Source organism: Mycobacterium sp. Soil_C_30 (assembly GCF_057656995.1).
In genome coordinates, this window is the sequence record NZ_JBDGJH010000019.1 from 1 (window position 1) to 16440 (window position 16440).

Here is a 16440-nt window from a genome sequence, read left to right on the forward strand (position 1 = left end):
GTCCCCCACAGGATGTGGCAAAAACAAACAAAAACCACCAAACACACTATTGAGTTCTCAAACAACAGACCTGCAGTTGTCTCCGTCAGACCGCGCAACAAATACTCGGCCTAATTGGCCGCCATTCTCGAGCGGGCTGTTCGGAAGCGCCTTGTTACCAGGGCGATTCCCGGAGGTCTTCGCGCTTTCCGGTCTGGCCGGGTCGCTCTGACCTGGAATAAGTTACGGCTCTGGAAACTCAGAGTCAAATCGCCTGGTAGATGGCCTGTTTGAGGGCGAAACCCCAGCACCGGCCGTTCACGAAACCCGGCGCACCCCGGCCACGTTCCGCTTCCCGCGCCGAACGACGAGCCAGCGGCCGAAAAGAAAGTCGGTTTCCTGGGGGATCCATTCCTCATTCGTGATCCGGACGTTGTTCACCGACACCCCACCCTCGGCGATCGTGCGCTTGGCCGCGCCTCTACTGGCAGACAGTCCGGTGGCCACCAGGAGGTCGGTGATCGCATCGGGTCCGCCGGGGACGAGGTCGGCCACGGAGGTCTCTTCCAGTGCCGCCGTCAGCGTCACCTCGTCGAGAACGGTCAGCTCGCCACGACCGAACAGCGCTTGGCTCGCGTGTTCCACCGCCGCGGTCGCGGCTTCGCCGTGCACCAGTGTGGTCAGCTCTCGAGCCAGCCGGCGCTGCGCCGAACGCTCGTGCGGACGCGCGGTCGTCGCCTCTTCCAGCTCGGCGATCTCGTCCGCGGTCAGGAATGTGAACCACCGCAGGTACGGGATCACATCCGCGTCGGCGGTGTTGACGAAGTACTGGTACCAGGCATAGGGGCTGGTCATCTCGGGATCGAGCCACAAGCTGCCACCGCCCGTCGACTTCCCGAACTTGGCTCCGGTGGAATCGGTCACCAGCGGCGTGGTCAGCGCGTGCACGCCGGCGCCGAGCTTCTGGCGGACCAGCCGGACCCCGGCGATGATGTTGCCCCACTGGTCGGAGCCACCGATCTGCAATGCGCAGCCATACCGGCTGTGTAACTCCACATAGTCGTTGGCCTGCAACAACATGTAGCTGAACTCGGTGTACGAGATGCCGTCGCCCTCGAGTCGGCGCCGCACGGTATCGCGGTCCAGCATCACATTCACCGAGAAGTACTTGCCCACATCACGCAGGAACTCGATGGTCGACAGCTCGCCTGTCCAGTTCAGATTGTTCTCCACGATCGCACCGGTCGGTGTGTCATCGAACTCCACAAAACGTTCCAGTTGGCCGCGGATGCGAGTGGCCCAGTCGGCAACCACGTCCGCGGTGTGAAGCGTGCGCTCGCCGGCGTCTCGGGGATCGCCGATCATGCCCGTCGCTCCCCCGGCCAGCACGATCGGCCGGTGACCCGCCTGCTGGATACGCCGCAACGTGAGCAAGGGCACCAGATGTCCCGCGTGCAGGCTCGGCGCGGTGGGATCGAAACCGGAATAGACGGTGACAGGGCCTGACGCCAGCTGTTCGGCCAATGTATCGAGATCGGTGGACTGCGCAATCAGCCCACGCCAGGTCAGCTCGTCGAGGATCGTCGTGCCCATGCATGAATCTTCCCGCACCCGCGTCGGGGTCAGTCAGACAGCCCCGGCGCCGGCGCCCGGGGACTGCGCCGAAAGGCCGAGACCTCGGGGTGATCCGCGAGCCAGAACCGCCACGGCCGGTCAGCCGCCTTGCTCACGCCGACGCGGGGCCCCGCGGTGGATGCGTGCGCGTCGCCGAGTTCGAGGGTGACCGGGGAATCTGCGGCAAACAGGTCGGTTCCGTTGTCCGACATCAGGATTCCCATCGCCGAACACAAGTTGCCCGGCCCTCGCGCGAGAGCACGGTCGGCGACGGCCACACCACGGCGCTCGCGCGCGATCTCGACACCATCGATCACCACCGCGGCACGGAGTAACACTGCCGCGGCGGCATCGGCCGGGCCACACACGACGTTGGCGCAGACGTGGATGCCATGGCTGCGATAGGTGTAGAGCAGACCGGCTCGGCCGAACATCACCGCGTTGCGCATTCCGGGACCTCGGTAGGAGTGCGCCGCCGCATCCGGCCAAGGACCGTCGGGCGGCCCGCCATAGGCCTCGACCTCCACCACCTTGGCCTCGACACCGCGCGACCACAAGGTGGCGCCCAGGAGTCGACGGGCCGCAGTCACGGGATCGGTGTCCAAAGCGGAAGCCGTCATGGGCCCGATTCTGCCCAGACCCTTGACTGCCGCGAGATCCGGGCGCATATTCATCGTATGATGAGTTCATCGGTCGGTGAATTTGTGAGCAGTGACTATGCCGTCGTCGTGCGAAATCTCCGGGTCATCCGGGGTAAAGCCACGGTGTTGCACGATCTCGACCTGACCATTGCCCACGGCACCGTCACCGGGCTGCTGGGCCCGTCCGGGTGCGGCAAGACAACGTTGATGCGCTGCATCGTCGGCACTCAGAAACTCACCGGCGGATCCGGGTCCGTCGACGTGCTGGGCCACCCGGCCGGCTCCCCCGCCTTGCGCCATCGGGTTGGTTACGTCACCCAGAACCCGACGGTCTACGGCGATCTGAGGGTCATCGACAACGCGCGTTACTTCGCCGCCCTGTACGGAGCCCCGGCCGCCAGTGCGCGGGAGGCCGTTACCGCGGTCGGACTCGACGCCCAGCGCGACACCCTCTGCGCCGACCTGTCCGGCGGGCAACTCAGCCGAGTGTCCCTGGCCTGTGCACTCGTCGGCGCACCCGAACTGCTGGTACTCGACGAACCGACCGTGGGCCTCGACCCGGTGCTCCGGGTGGACCTCTGGGATCGGTTCAACGAGCTCGCGCGGCGCGGCACCACCTTGTTGATCTCCAGTCACGTCATGGACGAAGCCGACCGTTGCGCCGAGCTGTTGCTGATGCGCGACGGACGGCTGCTCGCCCACACCACCCCGGCCCGACTCCGAGAGGACACCCGATGCAACTCGCTGGAGGACGCATTCCTGTCCATCATCGAACACAGCACCGCAGCCTGACGACGTCCCGCCCGGTGCCGCTGCGACCGTATCTGGCGACAACCGCCCGGATTCTGCGGCAGTTGGCCGCCGACCACCGCAGCGTGGCGATGATCCTGGTGGTGCCCAGTTTCGTGATCGTGCTGATGTACTTCATGTTCCAGAACGCGCCCACCTCAGCGTCGTTCAACCAGGCCTGCCTGATCCTGCTGGGACTGCTGCCACTGGTGGTGATGTTCCTCATCACGTCGATCTCCATGCAGCGTGAACGCGTGTCCGGCACGCTCGAACGGATTCTGACCACGCCTTTGCGCAGGTTCGACCTGCTTGCCGCTTATGGCACCGCCTTCTCACTCGCCGCTGCGGCCCAGGCGAGCATCGCCTGCGTGGTCGCGTTCTGGGTACTGGGGTTCGACACTGCATCCAGCCCTGCCTGGGTGTTCGTCATCGCGATCATCAATGCGGTTCTCGGCGTGGGTCTGGGATTGTTGTGCAGCGCGTTCGCCCGTACGGAGTTCCAGGCGGTTCAGTTCATGCCGGTGGTGGTGGTTCCGCAGCTGTTGTTGTGCGGGATCATCGTGCCGCGGGCGCTGATGCCCGAATGGCTGCAGTGGATCAGCAACGCCCTGCCCGCCAGTTATGCGCTCGAGGCGCTCCGCGAAGTCGGCGCCCACCCCGAGCTGACCGGCGTGGCCATCCGTGACATCGTGGTGGTCGTGGTATTCGCGGTCACAGCATTGGGGTTGGCAGCGGCGACATTGCGGCGACGGACACCCTGAGCTGGTGACCACCGAAAGCCGACGGCGTCCGGGGCGGCCGGCCGGCGCCTCCGACACCCGCGAGAAGATCCTCGCCAGCGCACGGGAACTGTTCGCGCGCAACGGGATCGGCAACACCTCGATTCGCGCCATCGCCTCCGGGGCCGGCGTCGACGCGGCCCTGGTACATCACTACTTCGGCACCAAGGAGAAGCTGTTCACCGCGGCCATCAACGTCGCGTTCGACCCTGCCGAGATCCTGACGCCACTACGCACCGCGCCGGTCGAGGAGTTGGGCCGCATCCTGCCCTCCCTGATCCTGCCGCTGTGGGACTCCGAGGTCGGCGCAGGCATGGTGGCCACCCTGCGCTCGGCGCTCAGCGGCGACGAGATCACCATTTTCCGGTCGTTCCTGCGCGATGTTGTCGTCGCAGAGTTGAGCGTCCGGTTGGACGATCCGCCGGGCACCGGGATCCTGCGCGCCGAATTCGCGGCCACTCAGATCCTCGGTGTGGTGATGGCACGCCACATCCTCGAATTGGACCCGATGGCCTCGTTACCCGTCGAGCAGATCGTCGACACCATCGCGCCGAATCTGCAGCGCTACTTCACCGGCGAATTGCCAGTGGCGGATCACTGACCGGTCAGGCGAGCGTGTTCGGCCTCGTCGACGTCGCGTGCCTCGTCCACGAGCAACACCGGAATTCCGTCGTCGATCCGGTACGCACGCCGCAAGCGCGGGTTGTACAGCAGATCTTCGGTGTACATCAACGGGCCCCGGTCAGCGGGGCAGACGATGATGCTCAGCAGCTTTTCGTCGATCACTTACCGGCCGGGCATCGGAAAGATCGGGTTGTCGTCCCGAATCATGGGGTTGCCGTTCATGTTCGGCTGCCAGGGACCCTGGTTGATGGAGAAGCCGATGCCGCCGGGGCCTGACGGTGCGCCCATCTGCGCCAGCACCTTCTGCTGGTTGGCGACGACCTGCTGCAGCGCGCCGACCAACGGAGCCTGGTTGGGCCCGCGGTTGGCGGCGGCGGCCTGCACCACCTGCAGATCGGCCGGCTTGGGGCGGACACCCTGGGCGCGCATCATCAGCGCGTCGTTGAGCAGATTGGCCACCTGACCGCCGCCACTGCCGGTGCCGTACTGCGCCTCGAGTTCGTCGAGGATGTCGGCATTGGCGGTTGCCGAGAAACCAACCAGCATCGACGCGGCAAGACCGGCACTGGCCAGGCCGGTCACCATCGCACGCCGCCAGCGGGAGGTCGTCGGGTCGGACTGTGATGTCATTGCGAATCCTCCAGCGGCGCGATGCTTGTGAGCATTGAGTCAGAGGCGCCCCGCGATAGAACCACGCCTCGAGCTGTCTCGGGGAGCCTAACAGCGCTATCGGTCGGCAGCACCATCTCTGTTACTTCGCCCCCGCGAGCTGGGCCCGTACGGCTGTGGTCAGTCGCTTGTACTGGCCGGAGCCGGGATCGAGGAACCAGGTGGTGCGGCTCGGTTTGGGCACCCCGGCGGCGCGCAGAGCGCTGATCGTGGGCCGATACGTCGCCGCCAGCGGGAGCTCGGGCACCACCTGCACGATGTCCGGCGGCAGGCCCACCACCAACGAGGACACCGCCTCGGACAGATCAGCCGCGGTGACGGTGGCTCCAGGGCGCAGGGTGAGGGCCGTGATGGCCAGCTGCCCGTGGGCGGTCTGCACACCGTAGGTGACGGCCAGGTCGACGGCGGGAATCATGCTGATGGCATTGGTGATGGGCTCGGCGTACACCACACCTCGCTGGGTGTGCAGGGCCCCGGGGCGACTGTCCACCAGCCAGTAGTCACCGTCGCTGTCACGGCGGAACAGGTATTCGGTGGAGATCCAGGTGTCGGCGGGTGCGAAGACACCGCGCTTCACCGAGGCCGTCGGGTCGATCGGTCCGCGCGGGCGGGCCAGCATGACCCCTACCTGGTCGGTGTCGGCGATCTGGACGAAACCGCGCTCGTCCTCCAGGATCAGGTCGGATTCGGCGTCGTAGGCGGCCAGTTCCACCTGCCCGCTGCCCGGCAGCGGCCGGCCCTTGCTGCCGATCTTGGCGCCGGAGACATTGGCCAGTACCGCCTGCCCGTCCGTCGTCGCGAAGAACTCGACCACCTGAGCCGGCGCGAATGCGTCCGTGACCCGCTGCCACAGACCGGTCGGCATGCCGGAGCCGATGAACAAGCGGACCGGGTGGTTGCCGTGCAGCGCGAAGCCGGGATCGTCGATGACGTCCCGCAACATCGCCCAGGTGTAGGACACGACCGTGACCCCGTAACGGCGCACCTCTTGAACAAAGGTGTCGGGCTTGAGCCCGCGGGACAACGCGATGCGGGCGCCGCCGACGACGGCGCCGCCGAGTGCCACCAGCAGCCCGGATTGGTGGTGCAACGGTGTCAGGCAGTAGACGGTGTCGGTGCGATCCAGCGCCGCGGTCGAGGCGGTGCCGAACGCCGACAACGCCCACCGGTAGTTGGAGATCTGCTTGGCCACCAGTTCGCCGCCGACCGTGCTGAACGCGACAAACGCACGGTCGCGTGCCAGCCCCGGGTTGGGTCGGTACCAACCGGGTAGCTCGACGGCATCGGGGTCGATCTGTTCCATGTCGGTGACGTCGGCGCCCTCGGGCAGGTTCAGAGCACGCAGGTCACCGCCGCCGAGCACCAACACCTGCAACGACAGTTGTAAGGCCGCCTCGAGATTGGGCGGATCGGTCAGGATCTCGGCGACACCCCCCACCCGGGCGGCGGCGGCCAGGTCGCCGTCCGGCGGCATCAACACCGCGACGGCCCCGAGCCGGGACAGCGCAGCAATGGCGACCAGGGCACTGGGCCGGGTCTCCATCAGGACGCCGACGTGATCGCCTTGCCGGACGCCGACCTTGATCAGACCGCGGACGACGTTGTTGATCCGGCGGTCCACGGCTTCATAGGTGTGCACGCGGCCGTCGAACAGCAGGAACTCACCCTCCGGCGCACCCCGGGCCTGCTCGGACAGGATGCGGCCCAGCGAGATCCGGGTGTGATCGTTGATCTGGCCCAGGCGAGTGAGCCGCGGCAGGGTGCGCACCGTCTCCACCGCCAGGGTGCGCACCGATCTGTTGGCGGCGACCACCGCGCCTGCGGCCCCGCGGGCCAGCGACAGCGCCACCTCCGAGGCCTCCCCCACCCCGTGGACCACCCGGGAGGCCAGCGGCACACCGCTGTCGCTGTGTTCGCTCGGCTGGTCGGGCATCGGCTCGACATTGGCGGGTTTGGGGCCCAGACCGGTGAGCCACAGCACCCAGTCGGCCACCGTCGGCCAGGTGATCTCGGCCGCCTTCGATCCCACGACCAATCCGAAATGTCCTGCACGCAAGGTGGTTTCGTAGACATCGGCGGTCGGGGCGGCACGTTTGATACCGCGCACCGAGGCCGGCTGGCCGATGTCGTCGACCTCACCGACGAAAGCCAGCACCGGACAGGTGATATCGGTCAGCGTCACCAGTTGACCGTTGATGGCGAAACCACCGGTCATCATCCGGTTGTGGGAGATGAACTGTTTCAACAGTTCCTGCACCGCTGGGCCCGACCATGCGATCCAGCCTTCGGAATCCAGGAAGCGACGCTGCTGCTCGCGCGGCAACAGCGCCTCACGATCGTGGAGCTGGCGCAGGAAGTCCACGCGGGCCTTGGCCGTCTTCAACGGGTCGAGCATCTGGAAACCCGTGCGGGCCATCCAGCCCGAGATGTCGAGACGGCTGAAGACATGGTCGGCCATGAAATCTGCGGCCAGCACACCGAGATTCGGTGGGATGCCCAGCGGAAGCGCGGCGAGGGTGTCGACCGGTGAGCCGAAGGTGACGATGCTGGCCAGGTCTTTCGAATGCCGCAGTGCCGCGACTTGATAGCAGAACATCCCGCCCTGCGAATAGCCGGCGAGGTGGACGTCGTGGCCGGTGGTCTTCTTGATGGTGTCGATGGCGTTGTCGAGCGCGACGATGTGATCGGCCAGCGTGCGCAGCATGCCGCCTTCGACCTTGTCGGGTTCACCGAAATCGATGACCCAGGGATCCAGACCGGCGAAATGCAGGATGCCGACCGCGCCGTCTTCGCGGGTGACGTCGAACATGTTGGCCGACATCATCATCGGGTGCACCATGAGCACCGGCGGGCCCACTTTGGCCTTACCGGGCCTACTGTCCGGTGGGAAGTACCGCCGGAGTTTGTACATGGGGACGCTCTCGACGATCTGGTACGGCGAGGGCACCGAACCCGTCTCCAGGCCGCCCAGTCGCAGGACCTCCAGCCCGTTCTGCGCCGTGGCCACCAACCGCTCCACCGGCCTGGTGACTGCGGAACGAGTCAGTCCCATGTCGAATCCATCTGAGTGCTCCCCTGCTGAACGCCCTGATCATGTCGCCCCGACAGCCAGCACATCATTCCACACCGCCTCATCGTCTCCGTCATGTTTGGTCACGTGGGCGACCAGACCGGAGAGCACGATAGGGTCGGCCCAGTGGCACACCTGCTCGGCGCCGAATCGTTGCGCCTCGAGTACCCGACCCGAGTGGTCTTCAATTCGGTGACCGTCGGCGTCAGCGACGGTGACCGGATCGGCATCGTCGGACGCAACGGCGACGGCAAGTCCAGCTTGATGGGCATGCTCACCGGTCAGATCACCCCCGACGCCGGCCGGGTGACCCGAGTCGGCGGTCTCCGGGTCGGCGCCCTGGACCAGTCGGACATCCTCGACGAGCACGCCACGGTGGGGTTCAGCCTCGTCGGTGACATGCCCGAACACGAGTGGGCCGGCGACGCCCGCGTCCGCGACGTGGTGGGCGGCCTGGTCACCGACCTCGACTGGGATGCGCGCGTGGGCACCCTGTCCGGTGGCCAGCGGCGCCGGGTCCAGTTGGCGGCCCTGCTGATGGGTGACTGGGACGTGGTCGCGCTGGACGAGCCCACCAACCATCTCGACGTCGAGGGCATCACCTGGCTCGCCGAACACCTGAAGACGCGGTGGGCCCGCAACAGCGGCGGCCTGCTGCTGGTCACCCACGACCGGTGGTTCCTCGACGAGGTCGCGACCACCACCTGGGAGGTGCACGACGGGATCGTCGAGCCGTTCGAAGGCGGGTACGCGGCCTACGTCCTGCAGCGCGTCGAGCGGGACCGCATGGCCGCGGCCTCGGAGGCCAAGCGCCAGAACCTGATGCGCAAGGAACTGGCCTGGCTGCGCCGCGGTGCGCCGGCCCGCACGTCCAAACCGAAGTTCCGGATCGACGCCGCGAACGCGCTGATTTCCGATGTGCCGCCGATCCGCAACAACCTCGAGCTGGCCAAGCTGGCCACCGCGCGGCTGGGCAAAGATGTCATCGATCTGCTCGACGTCTCGGTGGAATTCGGGGAACGACAGATCCTGCACGACATCGAGTGGCGTATCGGGCCGGGCGAGCGCACCGGGATCCTGGGCGCCAACGGCGCAGGGAAGTCGACCCTGCTCGGATTGATCGCCGGAACGGTGACACCGAGCGCCGGCCGGGTCAAGCGCGGCAAGACGGTGCAGCTGGCGATGCTGGATCAGCAGGCCGGGATCCTGGCCGAGGTCGAAGGCGACCTGGTCCGTGAGGTGATCGGCCGGCTGCGCGAAGGATATGAGGTCGACGGCCGCGAGCTCACGCCCACCCAGCTGCTCGAGCGGCTGGGATTCGCCCGCGACCAGCTGTCGACGCGGGTGTCCGAACTGTCCGGTGGGCAGCGGCGCCGGTTGCAGTTGATGCTGACTCTGCTCAGCGAACCCAATGTGCTGGTGCTCGACGAGCCGACCAATGATGTCGACACCGAGATGCTCACCGCCACCGAGGATCTGCTGGACTCGTGGCCAGGCACCCTGATCGTCGTCTCGCATGACCGTTACCTGTTGGAGCGAGTCACCGATCAGCAGTACGCCGTCATCGGCGGCACCCTGCGGCACCTGCCCGGCGGGGTGGACCAGTATCTGCAGTTGGCGCAGCGGGTGGAGACGCCCGCCGCGGCCCCGGCGCCGAGTTCGGCATCGAGCACCGGCGCCGCCCAGTACAACGCGCGCAAGGAACTCGGCGCCATCGAACGCAAGCTGGCCAAACTGTCCGAACAGATCGCCGGCGTGCACACCACGATGGCCGCTCACGACCAGAGTGACTACACGGGTCTGGCCGGGCTGACCGCCCGACTGCGGGCACTCGAATCGGAGAACGACGAACTCGAGGAGCGTTGGCTGGAGTTGTCCGAAGCGTCCGAGTGACCCTTCGTAGACTGTCGCCGTGCGCTACCTACTGCGACCCGTGCTCCTGTGGGTGCAGTACTTCCCGCAGCTGGCTGCCTGCTTCCTGCTGGGGTACCTGGGCCGTCTCGGAGCCATCGAGCTGGCCGCATGGGCCGGCTACGACAACAAGTGGTGGGCGTCGGTGATCATGCCGCTGGCCGGTCTGGCACGGTTGGCGGCCTTCGTCGGGATGTTCCTGGTGCTGAAACCGGCATTTCCCGTACTGGCGAACTTCTCGTCGCGTCGGCTGCGCGAGATCGACGTGTTCTCCACGATCATCCTGCCGTTCTTCGCCATCTACATGGCCTGGCAGATGTTCCGCGAGGACTGGCTGGCATTCGAGGCACGTGCGCTGACCTACCGGGTGGGCGAAGCGATGATGTCGCCGGAACCGACTGATCTGCACCCGGAATCGCTGCCAGTGGGCGCCAGCACGCTGGTGCTGATCATCTCGGCGCTGGCGCTGCGTTATGTGCTGGGCTTCTTCAAGGACCGGATGCCGAAATGGGTGATCGCCATCCGGGTGTATGTGGACACGCTCTGGGTGTTCCTGGCGCTCAGCTTCTCGGTGAACCAGGGCCTGACCCTGCTGGTCAATCCCGCGGGCTGGATCGCCGAACGGCGGATCATCGTGTGGTTCACCGAGACTCGCGAACAGCTCTTCTCTCACTTCGCGCCGTTGAACGCCATCTGGGACGCCTGTGCGTTTGCGCTGCGCACGGTCTTCGGCGGGGCGGCGGTACCGCTGATCTGGCTGGCGGTGGCAGGCATCGTCTACGGCGTGACGTCGACGGTCAACTGGCGCGAGACGGCGCGACGGTTCGGCGGCGCCAGGGCGGACTCGCTGTTCGAGCGGGCCGCACCGGCGCACAAACGCGTCAGCTCCAAGTGGACTGCGATCCCGAAGTCCTTGCGGGACAAGGCGCATGAGCACGCGGTGGGACAGCTGGGCAAGTTCCGGCCGATCGTCGACTCGGCCAACCTGATCCTGCACGGTGGGGTGCTGGCGTTGGCCCTCTACGTGCTGGGCTATCTGGGGCTGGCCTGGCTGGACATGGCGGGCAGCTTCTACCGCGCGCAGATCGGCGACGGCAACCTCTTTCGTGGGGTGGCCTGGCTGCTGGGCCCGCAACCGTGGGTGTTCTGGTCGAATTTCACCGCCACCCTGAGTCTGGCGTTTCATCTGCTGATCGAGCCGCTGCGGCTCTGCTTGATCGCGAGCACGTTCGCCTACTGCGTGGAGCGGGTCGCGCGGCCGGAGCCGGCTACAGCATCACTCGAACCAGGATCCGTCCCGACCAATCCGTGACGTCGACGGCGGTGGGCGTCGCGTCGTCCGGGAGCAGGAAACTGAACTGCACCGGGCCCGGCTCGGAGCAATTGGAGCTGGTGCCCTCCGGCGGAAGCGGGCCGTGGGTACCGACGGACTCGGCGCTCCACCGCCGCTGCCCATCGGTGATGACGCCGGAACACCCGGGCAGGCCGGGACCTGCACTCTCGAGCGTCACCACATGGACCAGCGTTCCCTCGGGCAGCTCGGGCGTCAGCCGGTTGGATGACGTGTTGAGGTAACGGACCGTGTCCAGCCGCCAGATCTGGCCTGCGGCCTCACCGGACTCGCCCTTGGCCACCACGCGTTCGGGGTTCGTCGACTCCCGGTAGGCCGTCCAGTCCGGCCACAGGGTGGTTGCGGTGATGACCGCCAGCGCCGCCACGGACACCGCCGCACCGATCAGGTTTCGTTGCCACAGCCGGATCATGACGCACTCATCGTCGGAGGGGTCAGCCGCACTCGTTCGAGCCGACTGATCTGCGGGCCGTCCATCGGAATCCGGATCACCACGCGCGAATCCAATCTGGCGTCGCCGATCCACAGCCGCAGTCTCACCTCGTCGACCTCGTCGAGCACCTGCGGCGCGACGTCGAACACCCAGTTGGCCCGGTAGTCGATCGCAGGCTGCATGGTGCCGCCGGCGGTCGCCGTCGGCGACAGCCGATCGGTCGGACGGTAGGTGTCCGGGCCGACCTCGAGCTCCGTACGCAACAGGCCGGGTTCCTCGACCGCGGCGACCGTCGCGTTCACCACCACCCACACCCCGGCGGCCTCGAGTCTCGGCGGCCGACCGTTCGCCGGTTGCACCACCGGAGTGATCTGAGTGCCAAGCACACTGGCGGTGATGTTGCGTCCGGTGGCCGGCTGCCCCGCGCCGGCGGTCACGTCGAACGGTGCGTAGATCTTGCTGTTCACCGGCAGGTCGTGCCAGATAACTGCGGCCGCCACGATGGCCACGACCGCCGCAGCTGCCGTAAGCACGCTGCGCCACTTCATGATCGGTTCGCGACGGGCACCGTGACCTGACCGTAGTCGGTCACGCTGTCCAGCCACGCCTCACCGTAGGTGACCATCAGCTCGGAGAGTTTCTTCTTCCAGACACGCAGCGTCACGGAGCCACCGGGCTCCACGGCACCGTCGGGCACTTCCCAGAAGAACGCCATCTCCTGCTGCAGACCAGGGCCCAGGTTCGTGTTGTAAGTGCTGTCGGCCAGTCGGTACGCGCCGACCAGACGCTGCTCGGGGTGGCCGGTCAGGTCGATGGCCCTGAGCAGATTGCCAGGGGTGTGGCCGTCGTTGCGGATTTCCACCACCACCCCCAGATACCGGGATCCCGGCTGGTCGTAGAGGACGCCCTCGATCTCGTCGACCAGCCTGGCCCGATCGACGGTCAGTGTGTACTGACCGTCGCTGAACTCCTCGCCTGGCTCGAACACCGTCACCGTGGTGTTGGCGTCGTCCAGGCCGCCGAAGAGGGCGGTCGCCGCGAGCACCAGCACGATCACCAGTTGCCACATCTGTTTGAAGCCAAGGCCGGCGAACCATCGCCGCACGTGTGCGGCCACCTGCTCAGCGACCCCGGTACCAGCCCCCATGCGGCGACTCTACGGCGCGGTCGGGGGCTCCGACAGCCGGCTCTTGACGTAACGGCTGGTGTCGTCGGCCAGGACTTCGAGGTTGCCGGCTTCCAGTCCGTCGAGTCCGGCGGCGACGACATCGGCGGGGTCGGCTTTGGGCACGTCCAGGCCGGCGGTCATGTCGGTGTCGACGGTGGCGACGTGCAGTCCGGTCACCTGGGTGCCTTGCCCGGCGAGCTCGATCCGGACTCCGTTGGTCAGGGCCCACTCCGCGGCTTTGGCCGCCGAGTAGGACGTGGATCCGTCGAGCGACAGCCACGACAGGACCGACAGCATGTTGAGGATGGCTCCCCCGCCGTTGGCGCCGAGCACCGGGGCGAACGCTCGGATCACGGTGAGGGTGCCGAAGAAGTTGGTGTCCATCTCGCGGTGGATCTCGCCGAGGTCGCCGGTGATCAGGTTCTGGCCGGCGGACACCCCTGCATTGTTGATCAGCAGGGTGACATCACCTGCCGCCGTGGCCGCGGCGGCGACGGATTCGGGGTCGGTGATGTCGAGCGCCAGCGGTGTCACGCCGTCGAGGTCGATCTGTCCGGGGTCACGGGCGGCGGCGTACACCTTGGCGGCACCGCGGGCCAGCAGGGCCTCGGCGTAGACGCGGCCCATCCCGCGGTTGGCTCCGGTGACCAGCGCCACCGATCCGGCGATTTTCATGCAGTCATCCTGACATTCAGCGATGCAACCGCAGCCGTAGGCCGTCGATGGTGTCGCGGACGCCGCCGAGCTGCCGGGCGACCTGCACGGGCGAGGTCCCGCCGCGCGCATCACGAGCCGCCACCGAACCGTCGACGGTGAGTACCTCCCGCACCTGCGGGGTGAGGTCGGGGCTGATGGCCGTCAGTTCGTCGTCGGTGAGCTCCTCGAGGCCCACGCCGCGACTCTCGGCGGTTTTGACGGCCGCCCCGGCGGCTTCGTGGGCGACCCGGAACGGCACCCCTTGGCGCACCAGCCATTCGGCGATATCGGTGGCCAGGGTGTAACCGGCGGGCGCCAGTTCGGCCATCCGGTCGGTGTCGAACGTCAGTGTGCCGACAAGACCGGCCATCGCGGGCAGCAGCAGTTCCAGCTGGGCCACCGAATCGAAAACCGGCTCCTTGTCTTCCTGCAGATCCCGGTTGTAGGCCAGCGGCTGGGCTTTGAGGGTGGCCAGCAGCCCGGCGAGATTGCCGATCAGGCGCCCCGACTTACCGCGGGCCAGTTCGGCGATGTCCGGGTTTTTCTTCTGCGGCATGATCGAACTTCCCGTCGACCAGGAGTCGTGCAGGGTGACGTAGCCGAATTCCGTTGAGCTCCACAGGATGATGTCCTCGGCGAGGCGGGACAGATCGACGGCGATCATCGCCAGGATGAAGGCGGCCTCGGCCGCGAAGTCACGGGCCGCGGTGGCGTCGATGGAGTTGTCGGCGGCTCTGGCGAAACCGAGGTCGGCAGCGATCGCGTCCGGATCCAGGCCCAACGACGATCCGGCCAGTGCGCCCGAACCGTAGGGCGACACCGCAGTCCGGTCGTCGAAGTCGGCAATACGGTCCACATCACGCAACAACGGGTGGGCGTGCGCCAGCAGGTGATGCGCCAGCAGTACGGGTTGCGCGGACTGCAGGTGCGTCTTGCCCGGCATGATCGCTGTCGGATGCGCCGCGGCCTGGGTGGACAGCGCTTGCACCACCTCGATGGCCCCGTCGGCGATGCGGCGCAACGCGTCACGCAGCCACATCCGAAACAGCGTGGCCACCTGATCGTTTCGTGACCGCCCGGCGCGCAGCCGGCCGCCGAGGTCGGGGCCCACCCGGTCGATCAGGCCGCGCTCCAGCGCGCCGTGCACGTCCTCGTCGGTGACGATCGGACCGAAACTCCCGTCGGCGACGTCCTCGCCGAGCGAGTCCAGCCCGGCAAGTAGTCCGTCGCGTTGTTCCTCGGTGAGCAGGCCGGCGTTGTAGAGCACCCGGGTGTGGGCTTTCGACGCGGTGACGTCATAGGGCGCGAGCACCCAGTCGAAGTGGGTCGATTTGCTCAGTGCGGCCAGGGCGGCCGACGGCCCGTCGGCGAAACGACCGCCCCACAGCGCGCCTTCATTGGTGCTCATTCGCATGCCCCTTTCAGCGCGAGCGCGCGTGTTCGTACGTCAAAAGCGGCGTGTCGCTGTACGAACACGCGCGCTCGGCCAGTTTGTTTACAGGCCGAGGTCGCGCTTGGCCGAGATCTTGGACGACAGGCCGTGCACATGGACGAAGCCTTTGGCGCTGGACTGGTCGAAGCTGTCGCCCTCGTCGTAGGTGGCCAGGTTGAAGTCGTACAGGCTGGTGGGGCTGCGACGGCCGTTGACCGCGATGTGCCCGCCGTGCAGTACCAGCCGGATCTCGCCGGTGACGTGCTCCTGGGTGTGCGCGACGAACGACTCCAGCGCCCGCTTCAGCGGCGAGTACCACAGGCCGTCGTACACCAGCTCGCCCCACTTCTGGTCGGTACCACGCTTGTAGCGTCCGAGCTCGCGTTCGAGGGTGACATGCTCGAGTTCGGTGTGCGCGGTGATGAGCACCATCGCGCCGGGGGCCTCGTAGATCTCGCGGCTCTTGATACCGACCAGCCGGTCCTCCACCACATCGAGACGACCCACACCCTGGGCGCCGGCGCGGCGGTTCAGCTCGACGATGGCTTCCAGCACGCTGACCGGACGACCGTCGATGGAGACCGGGACACCCTTGTCGAAGCCGACGATCACCTCATCGGGGCTGCTCCAGTTGACCGTGGGGTCTTCGGTGTAGTCGTAGACGTCCTTGGTCGGCGCGTTCCACAGGTGTTCGAGGAAGCCGGTTTCCACTGCGCGGCCCCACACGTTCTGGTCGATCGAGAACGGTGAACGTTTGGTGACGTTGATCGGGATGGCGTTCTCCTCGGCGAAGGCGATGGCCTTCTCCCGGGTCCAGGCGTAGTCGCGGACCGGCGCGAGCACCTCGAGATCGGGTGCCAGCGAGGCGAATCCGACCTCGAAGCGCACCTGGTCGTTGCCCTTGCCGGTGCAGCCGTGGGCGACGATGCCGCCGTTGTGCTCGCGAGCGGCGGCCACCAGGTGCTTGACGATCAGCGGTCGGCTGATCGCCGACACCAGCGGATAGCGGTCCATGTAGAGCGCGTTGGACTGGATGGTGGGCAGGCAGTACTCGTCGGCGAACTCGTCGCGGGCATCGACCACGACGGCCTCGACGGCGCCGCAATCCAGTGCGCGCTGCCGCACGACCTCCATGTCCTCACCGCCCTGGCCCAGGTCGATGGCCACGGCGACGACCTCACGGCCGGTCTCCTTGCCGATCCAGCTGATGGCCACCGAAGTGTCCAGACCGCCGGAGTACGCCAAGATGACGCGATCGGACATGTGTTGTTCCTTCTCTCTCTT

16 protein-coding genes are annotated in these 16440 nt (G+C 67.0%); 5 read left to right on the forward strand and 11 right to left on the reverse strand.

The window, feature by feature from the left end; translation table 11 throughout:
- Nucleotides 1-297: 297 nt before the first annotated feature.
- Nucleotides 298-1572 (reverse strand): tyrosine--tRNA ligase, encoded by a 1275-nt coding sequence (gene tyrS, locus AC3A6P_RS27010; protein WP_487695194.1) that lies wholly within the window; start codon nt 1570-1572, stop codon nt 298-300.
- 29 nt (nt 1573-1601) lie between these two features.
- Nucleotides 1602-2213, reverse strand: a complete 612-nt coding sequence (locus AC3A6P_RS27015; protein WP_487695196.1) for a DNA-3-methyladenine glycosylase — start codon at nt 2211-2213, stop codon at nt 1602-1604.
- Between the two features lie 57 nt (nt 2214-2270).
- Between AC3A6P_RS27015 and AC3A6P_RS27020 the strand changes: the two genes are divergently transcribed.
- From AC3A6P_RS27020 to AC3A6P_RS27030, 3 genes are read left to right on the forward strand one after another with little or no spacing between them, the layout of a single operon-like run.
- Nucleotides 2271-3026, forward strand: a complete 756-nt coding sequence (locus tag AC3A6P_RS27020; protein WP_487695197.1) for an ABC transporter ATP-binding protein — start codon at nt 2271-2273, stop codon at nt 3024-3026.
- Nucleotides 2969-3784: an ABC transporter permease gene (locus AC3A6P_RS27025; protein ID WP_487695199.1), complete on the forward strand. Its 816-nt coding sequence runs from the start codon at nt 2969-2971 to the stop codon at nt 3782-3784. Before AC3A6P_RS27020 ends, AC3A6P_RS27025 begins: the two co-directional genes overlap by 58 nt.
- A gap of 1 nt (nt 3785) precedes the next feature.
- Entirely contained in the window at nt 3786-4403 is a 618-nt protein-coding gene (locus AC3A6P_RS27030) for a TetR/AcrR family transcriptional regulator (RefSeq protein WP_487695382.1), read from the forward strand.
- Here AC3A6P_RS27030 and AC3A6P_RS27035 read toward each other — a convergent pair.
- The 3 genes from AC3A6P_RS27035 to AC3A6P_RS27045 all read right to left on the reverse strand — a co-directional run bounded on the left by AC3A6P_RS27035 (nt 4397) and on the right by AC3A6P_RS27045 (nt 8147).
- Nucleotides 4397-4588: a Trm112 family protein gene (locus AC3A6P_RS27035; RefSeq protein ID WP_487695201.1), complete on the reverse strand. Its 192-nt coding sequence runs from the start codon at nt 4586-4588 to the stop codon at nt 4397-4399. The two genes, AC3A6P_RS27030 and AC3A6P_RS27035, sit on opposite strands and share 7 nt — an antisense overlap.
- Nucleotides 4589-5056 (reverse strand): hypothetical protein, encoded by a 468-nt coding sequence (locus AC3A6P_RS27040; RefSeq protein ID WP_487695203.1) that lies wholly within the window; start codon nt 5054-5056, stop codon nt 4589-4591.
- Between the two features lie 121 nt (nt 5057-5177).
- Nucleotides 5178-8147 carry an acyl-CoA synthetase gene (locus AC3A6P_RS27045; protein ID WP_487695204.1) on the reverse strand — a complete coding sequence of 990 codons (2970 nt, stop codon included), beginning with the start codon at nt 8145-8147 and terminating at the stop codon, nt 5178-5180.
- A gap of 144 nt (nt 8148-8291) precedes the next feature.
- Between AC3A6P_RS27045 and AC3A6P_RS27050 the strand changes: the two genes are divergently transcribed.
- Entirely contained in the window at nt 8292-10058 is a 1767-nt protein-coding gene (locus AC3A6P_RS27050) for an ABC-F family ATP-binding cassette domain-containing protein (protein WP_487695206.1), read from the forward strand.
- Between the two features lie 19 nt (nt 10059-10077).
- Nucleotides 10078-11388: a hypothetical protein gene (locus AC3A6P_RS27055; RefSeq protein WP_487695207.1), complete on the forward strand. Its 1311-nt coding sequence runs from the start codon at nt 10078-10080 to the stop codon at nt 11386-11388.
- Here AC3A6P_RS27055 and AC3A6P_RS27060 read toward each other — a convergent pair.
- From AC3A6P_RS27060 to AC3A6P_RS27085, 6 genes are all read right to left on the reverse strand, one after another.
- Nucleotides 11345-11839: a hypothetical protein gene (locus AC3A6P_RS27060; RefSeq protein ID WP_487695209.1), complete on the reverse strand. Its 495-nt coding sequence runs from the start codon at nt 11837-11839 to the stop codon at nt 11345-11347. The two genes, AC3A6P_RS27055 and AC3A6P_RS27060, sit on opposite strands and share 44 nt — an antisense overlap.
- A complete protein-coding gene (locus tag AC3A6P_RS27065) occupies nt 11836-12393 on the reverse strand; it encodes a hypothetical protein (RefSeq protein WP_487695211.1) in 558 nt (185 codons plus the stop codon). The genes AC3A6P_RS27060 and AC3A6P_RS27065 overlap by 4 nt, the downstream gene beginning before the upstream one ends.
- An 11-nt stretch (nt 12394-12404) precedes the next feature.
- Entirely contained in the window at nt 12405-13007 is a 603-nt protein-coding gene (locus tag AC3A6P_RS27070; RefSeq protein WP_487695212.1) for a hypothetical protein, read from the reverse strand.
- A gap of 9 nt (nt 13008-13016) precedes the next feature.
- Entirely contained in the window at nt 13017-13703 is a 687-nt protein-coding gene (locus tag AC3A6P_RS27075) for an SDR family oxidoreductase (protein ID WP_487695214.1), read from the reverse strand.
- A gap of 16 nt (nt 13704-13719) precedes the next feature.
- A complete protein-coding gene (gene argH / locus AC3A6P_RS27080; RefSeq protein WP_487695215.1) occupies nt 13720-15132 on the reverse strand; it encodes an argininosuccinate lyase in 1413 nt (470 codons plus the stop codon).
- An 87-nt stretch (nt 15133-15219) separates the two neighbouring features.
- On the reverse strand, nt 15220-16419 hold the full coding sequence (locus tag AC3A6P_RS27085) for an argininosuccinate synthase (protein ID WP_487695217.1): 1200 nt from the start codon (nt 16417-16419) through the stop codon (nt 15220-15222).
- Between the last annotated feature and the right edge of the window lie 21 nt (nt 16420-16440).

Excerpts from the sequence above, each read along its gene's own strand:
- AC3A6P_RS27085 (WP_487695217.1), bottom strand. The coding sequence starts at position 16,419 with ATGTCCGATCGCGTCATCTTGGCGTACTCCGGCGGTCTGGACACTTCG.
- AC3A6P_RS27040 (WP_487695203.1), bottom strand. The coding sequence starts at position 5,056 with ATGACATCACAGTCCGACCCGACGACCTCCCGCTGGCGGCGTGCGATG.
- AC3A6P_RS27060 (WP_487695209.1), bottom strand. The coding sequence starts at position 11,839 with ATGATCCGGCTGTGGCAACGAAACCTGATCGGTGCGGCGGTGTCCGTG.
- AC3A6P_RS27015 (WP_487695196.1), bottom strand. The coding sequence starts at position 2,213 with ATGACGGCTTCCGCTTTGGACACCGATCCCGTGACTGCGGCCCGTCGA.
- AC3A6P_RS27075 (WP_487695214.1), bottom strand. The coding sequence starts at position 13,703 with ATGAAAATCGCCGGATCGGTGGCGCTGGTCACCGGAGCCAACCGCGGG.
- tyrS (WP_487695194.1), bottom strand. The coding sequence starts at position 1,572 with ATGGGCACGACGATCCTCGACGAGCTGACCTGGCGTGGGCTGATTGCG.
- AC3A6P_RS27070 (WP_487695212.1), bottom strand. The coding sequence starts at position 13,007 with ATGGGGGCTGGTACCGGGGTCGCTGAGCAGGTGGCCGCACACGTGCGG.
- AC3A6P_RS27025 (WP_487695199.1), top strand. The coding sequence starts at position 2,969 with ATGCAACTCGCTGGAGGACGCATTCCTGTCCATCATCGAACACAGCAC.
- AC3A6P_RS27020 (WP_487695197.1), top strand. The coding sequence starts at position 2,271 with ATGATGAGTTCATCGGTCGGTGAATTTGTGAGCAGTGACTATGCCGTC.
- argH (WP_487695215.1), bottom strand. The coding sequence starts at position 15,132 with ATGAGCACCAATGAAGGCGCGCTGTGGGGCGGTCGTTTCGCCGACGGG.
- AC3A6P_RS27045 (WP_487695204.1), bottom strand. The coding sequence starts at position 8,147 with ATGGGACTGACTCGTTCCGCAGTCACCAGGCCGGTGGAGCGGTTGGTG.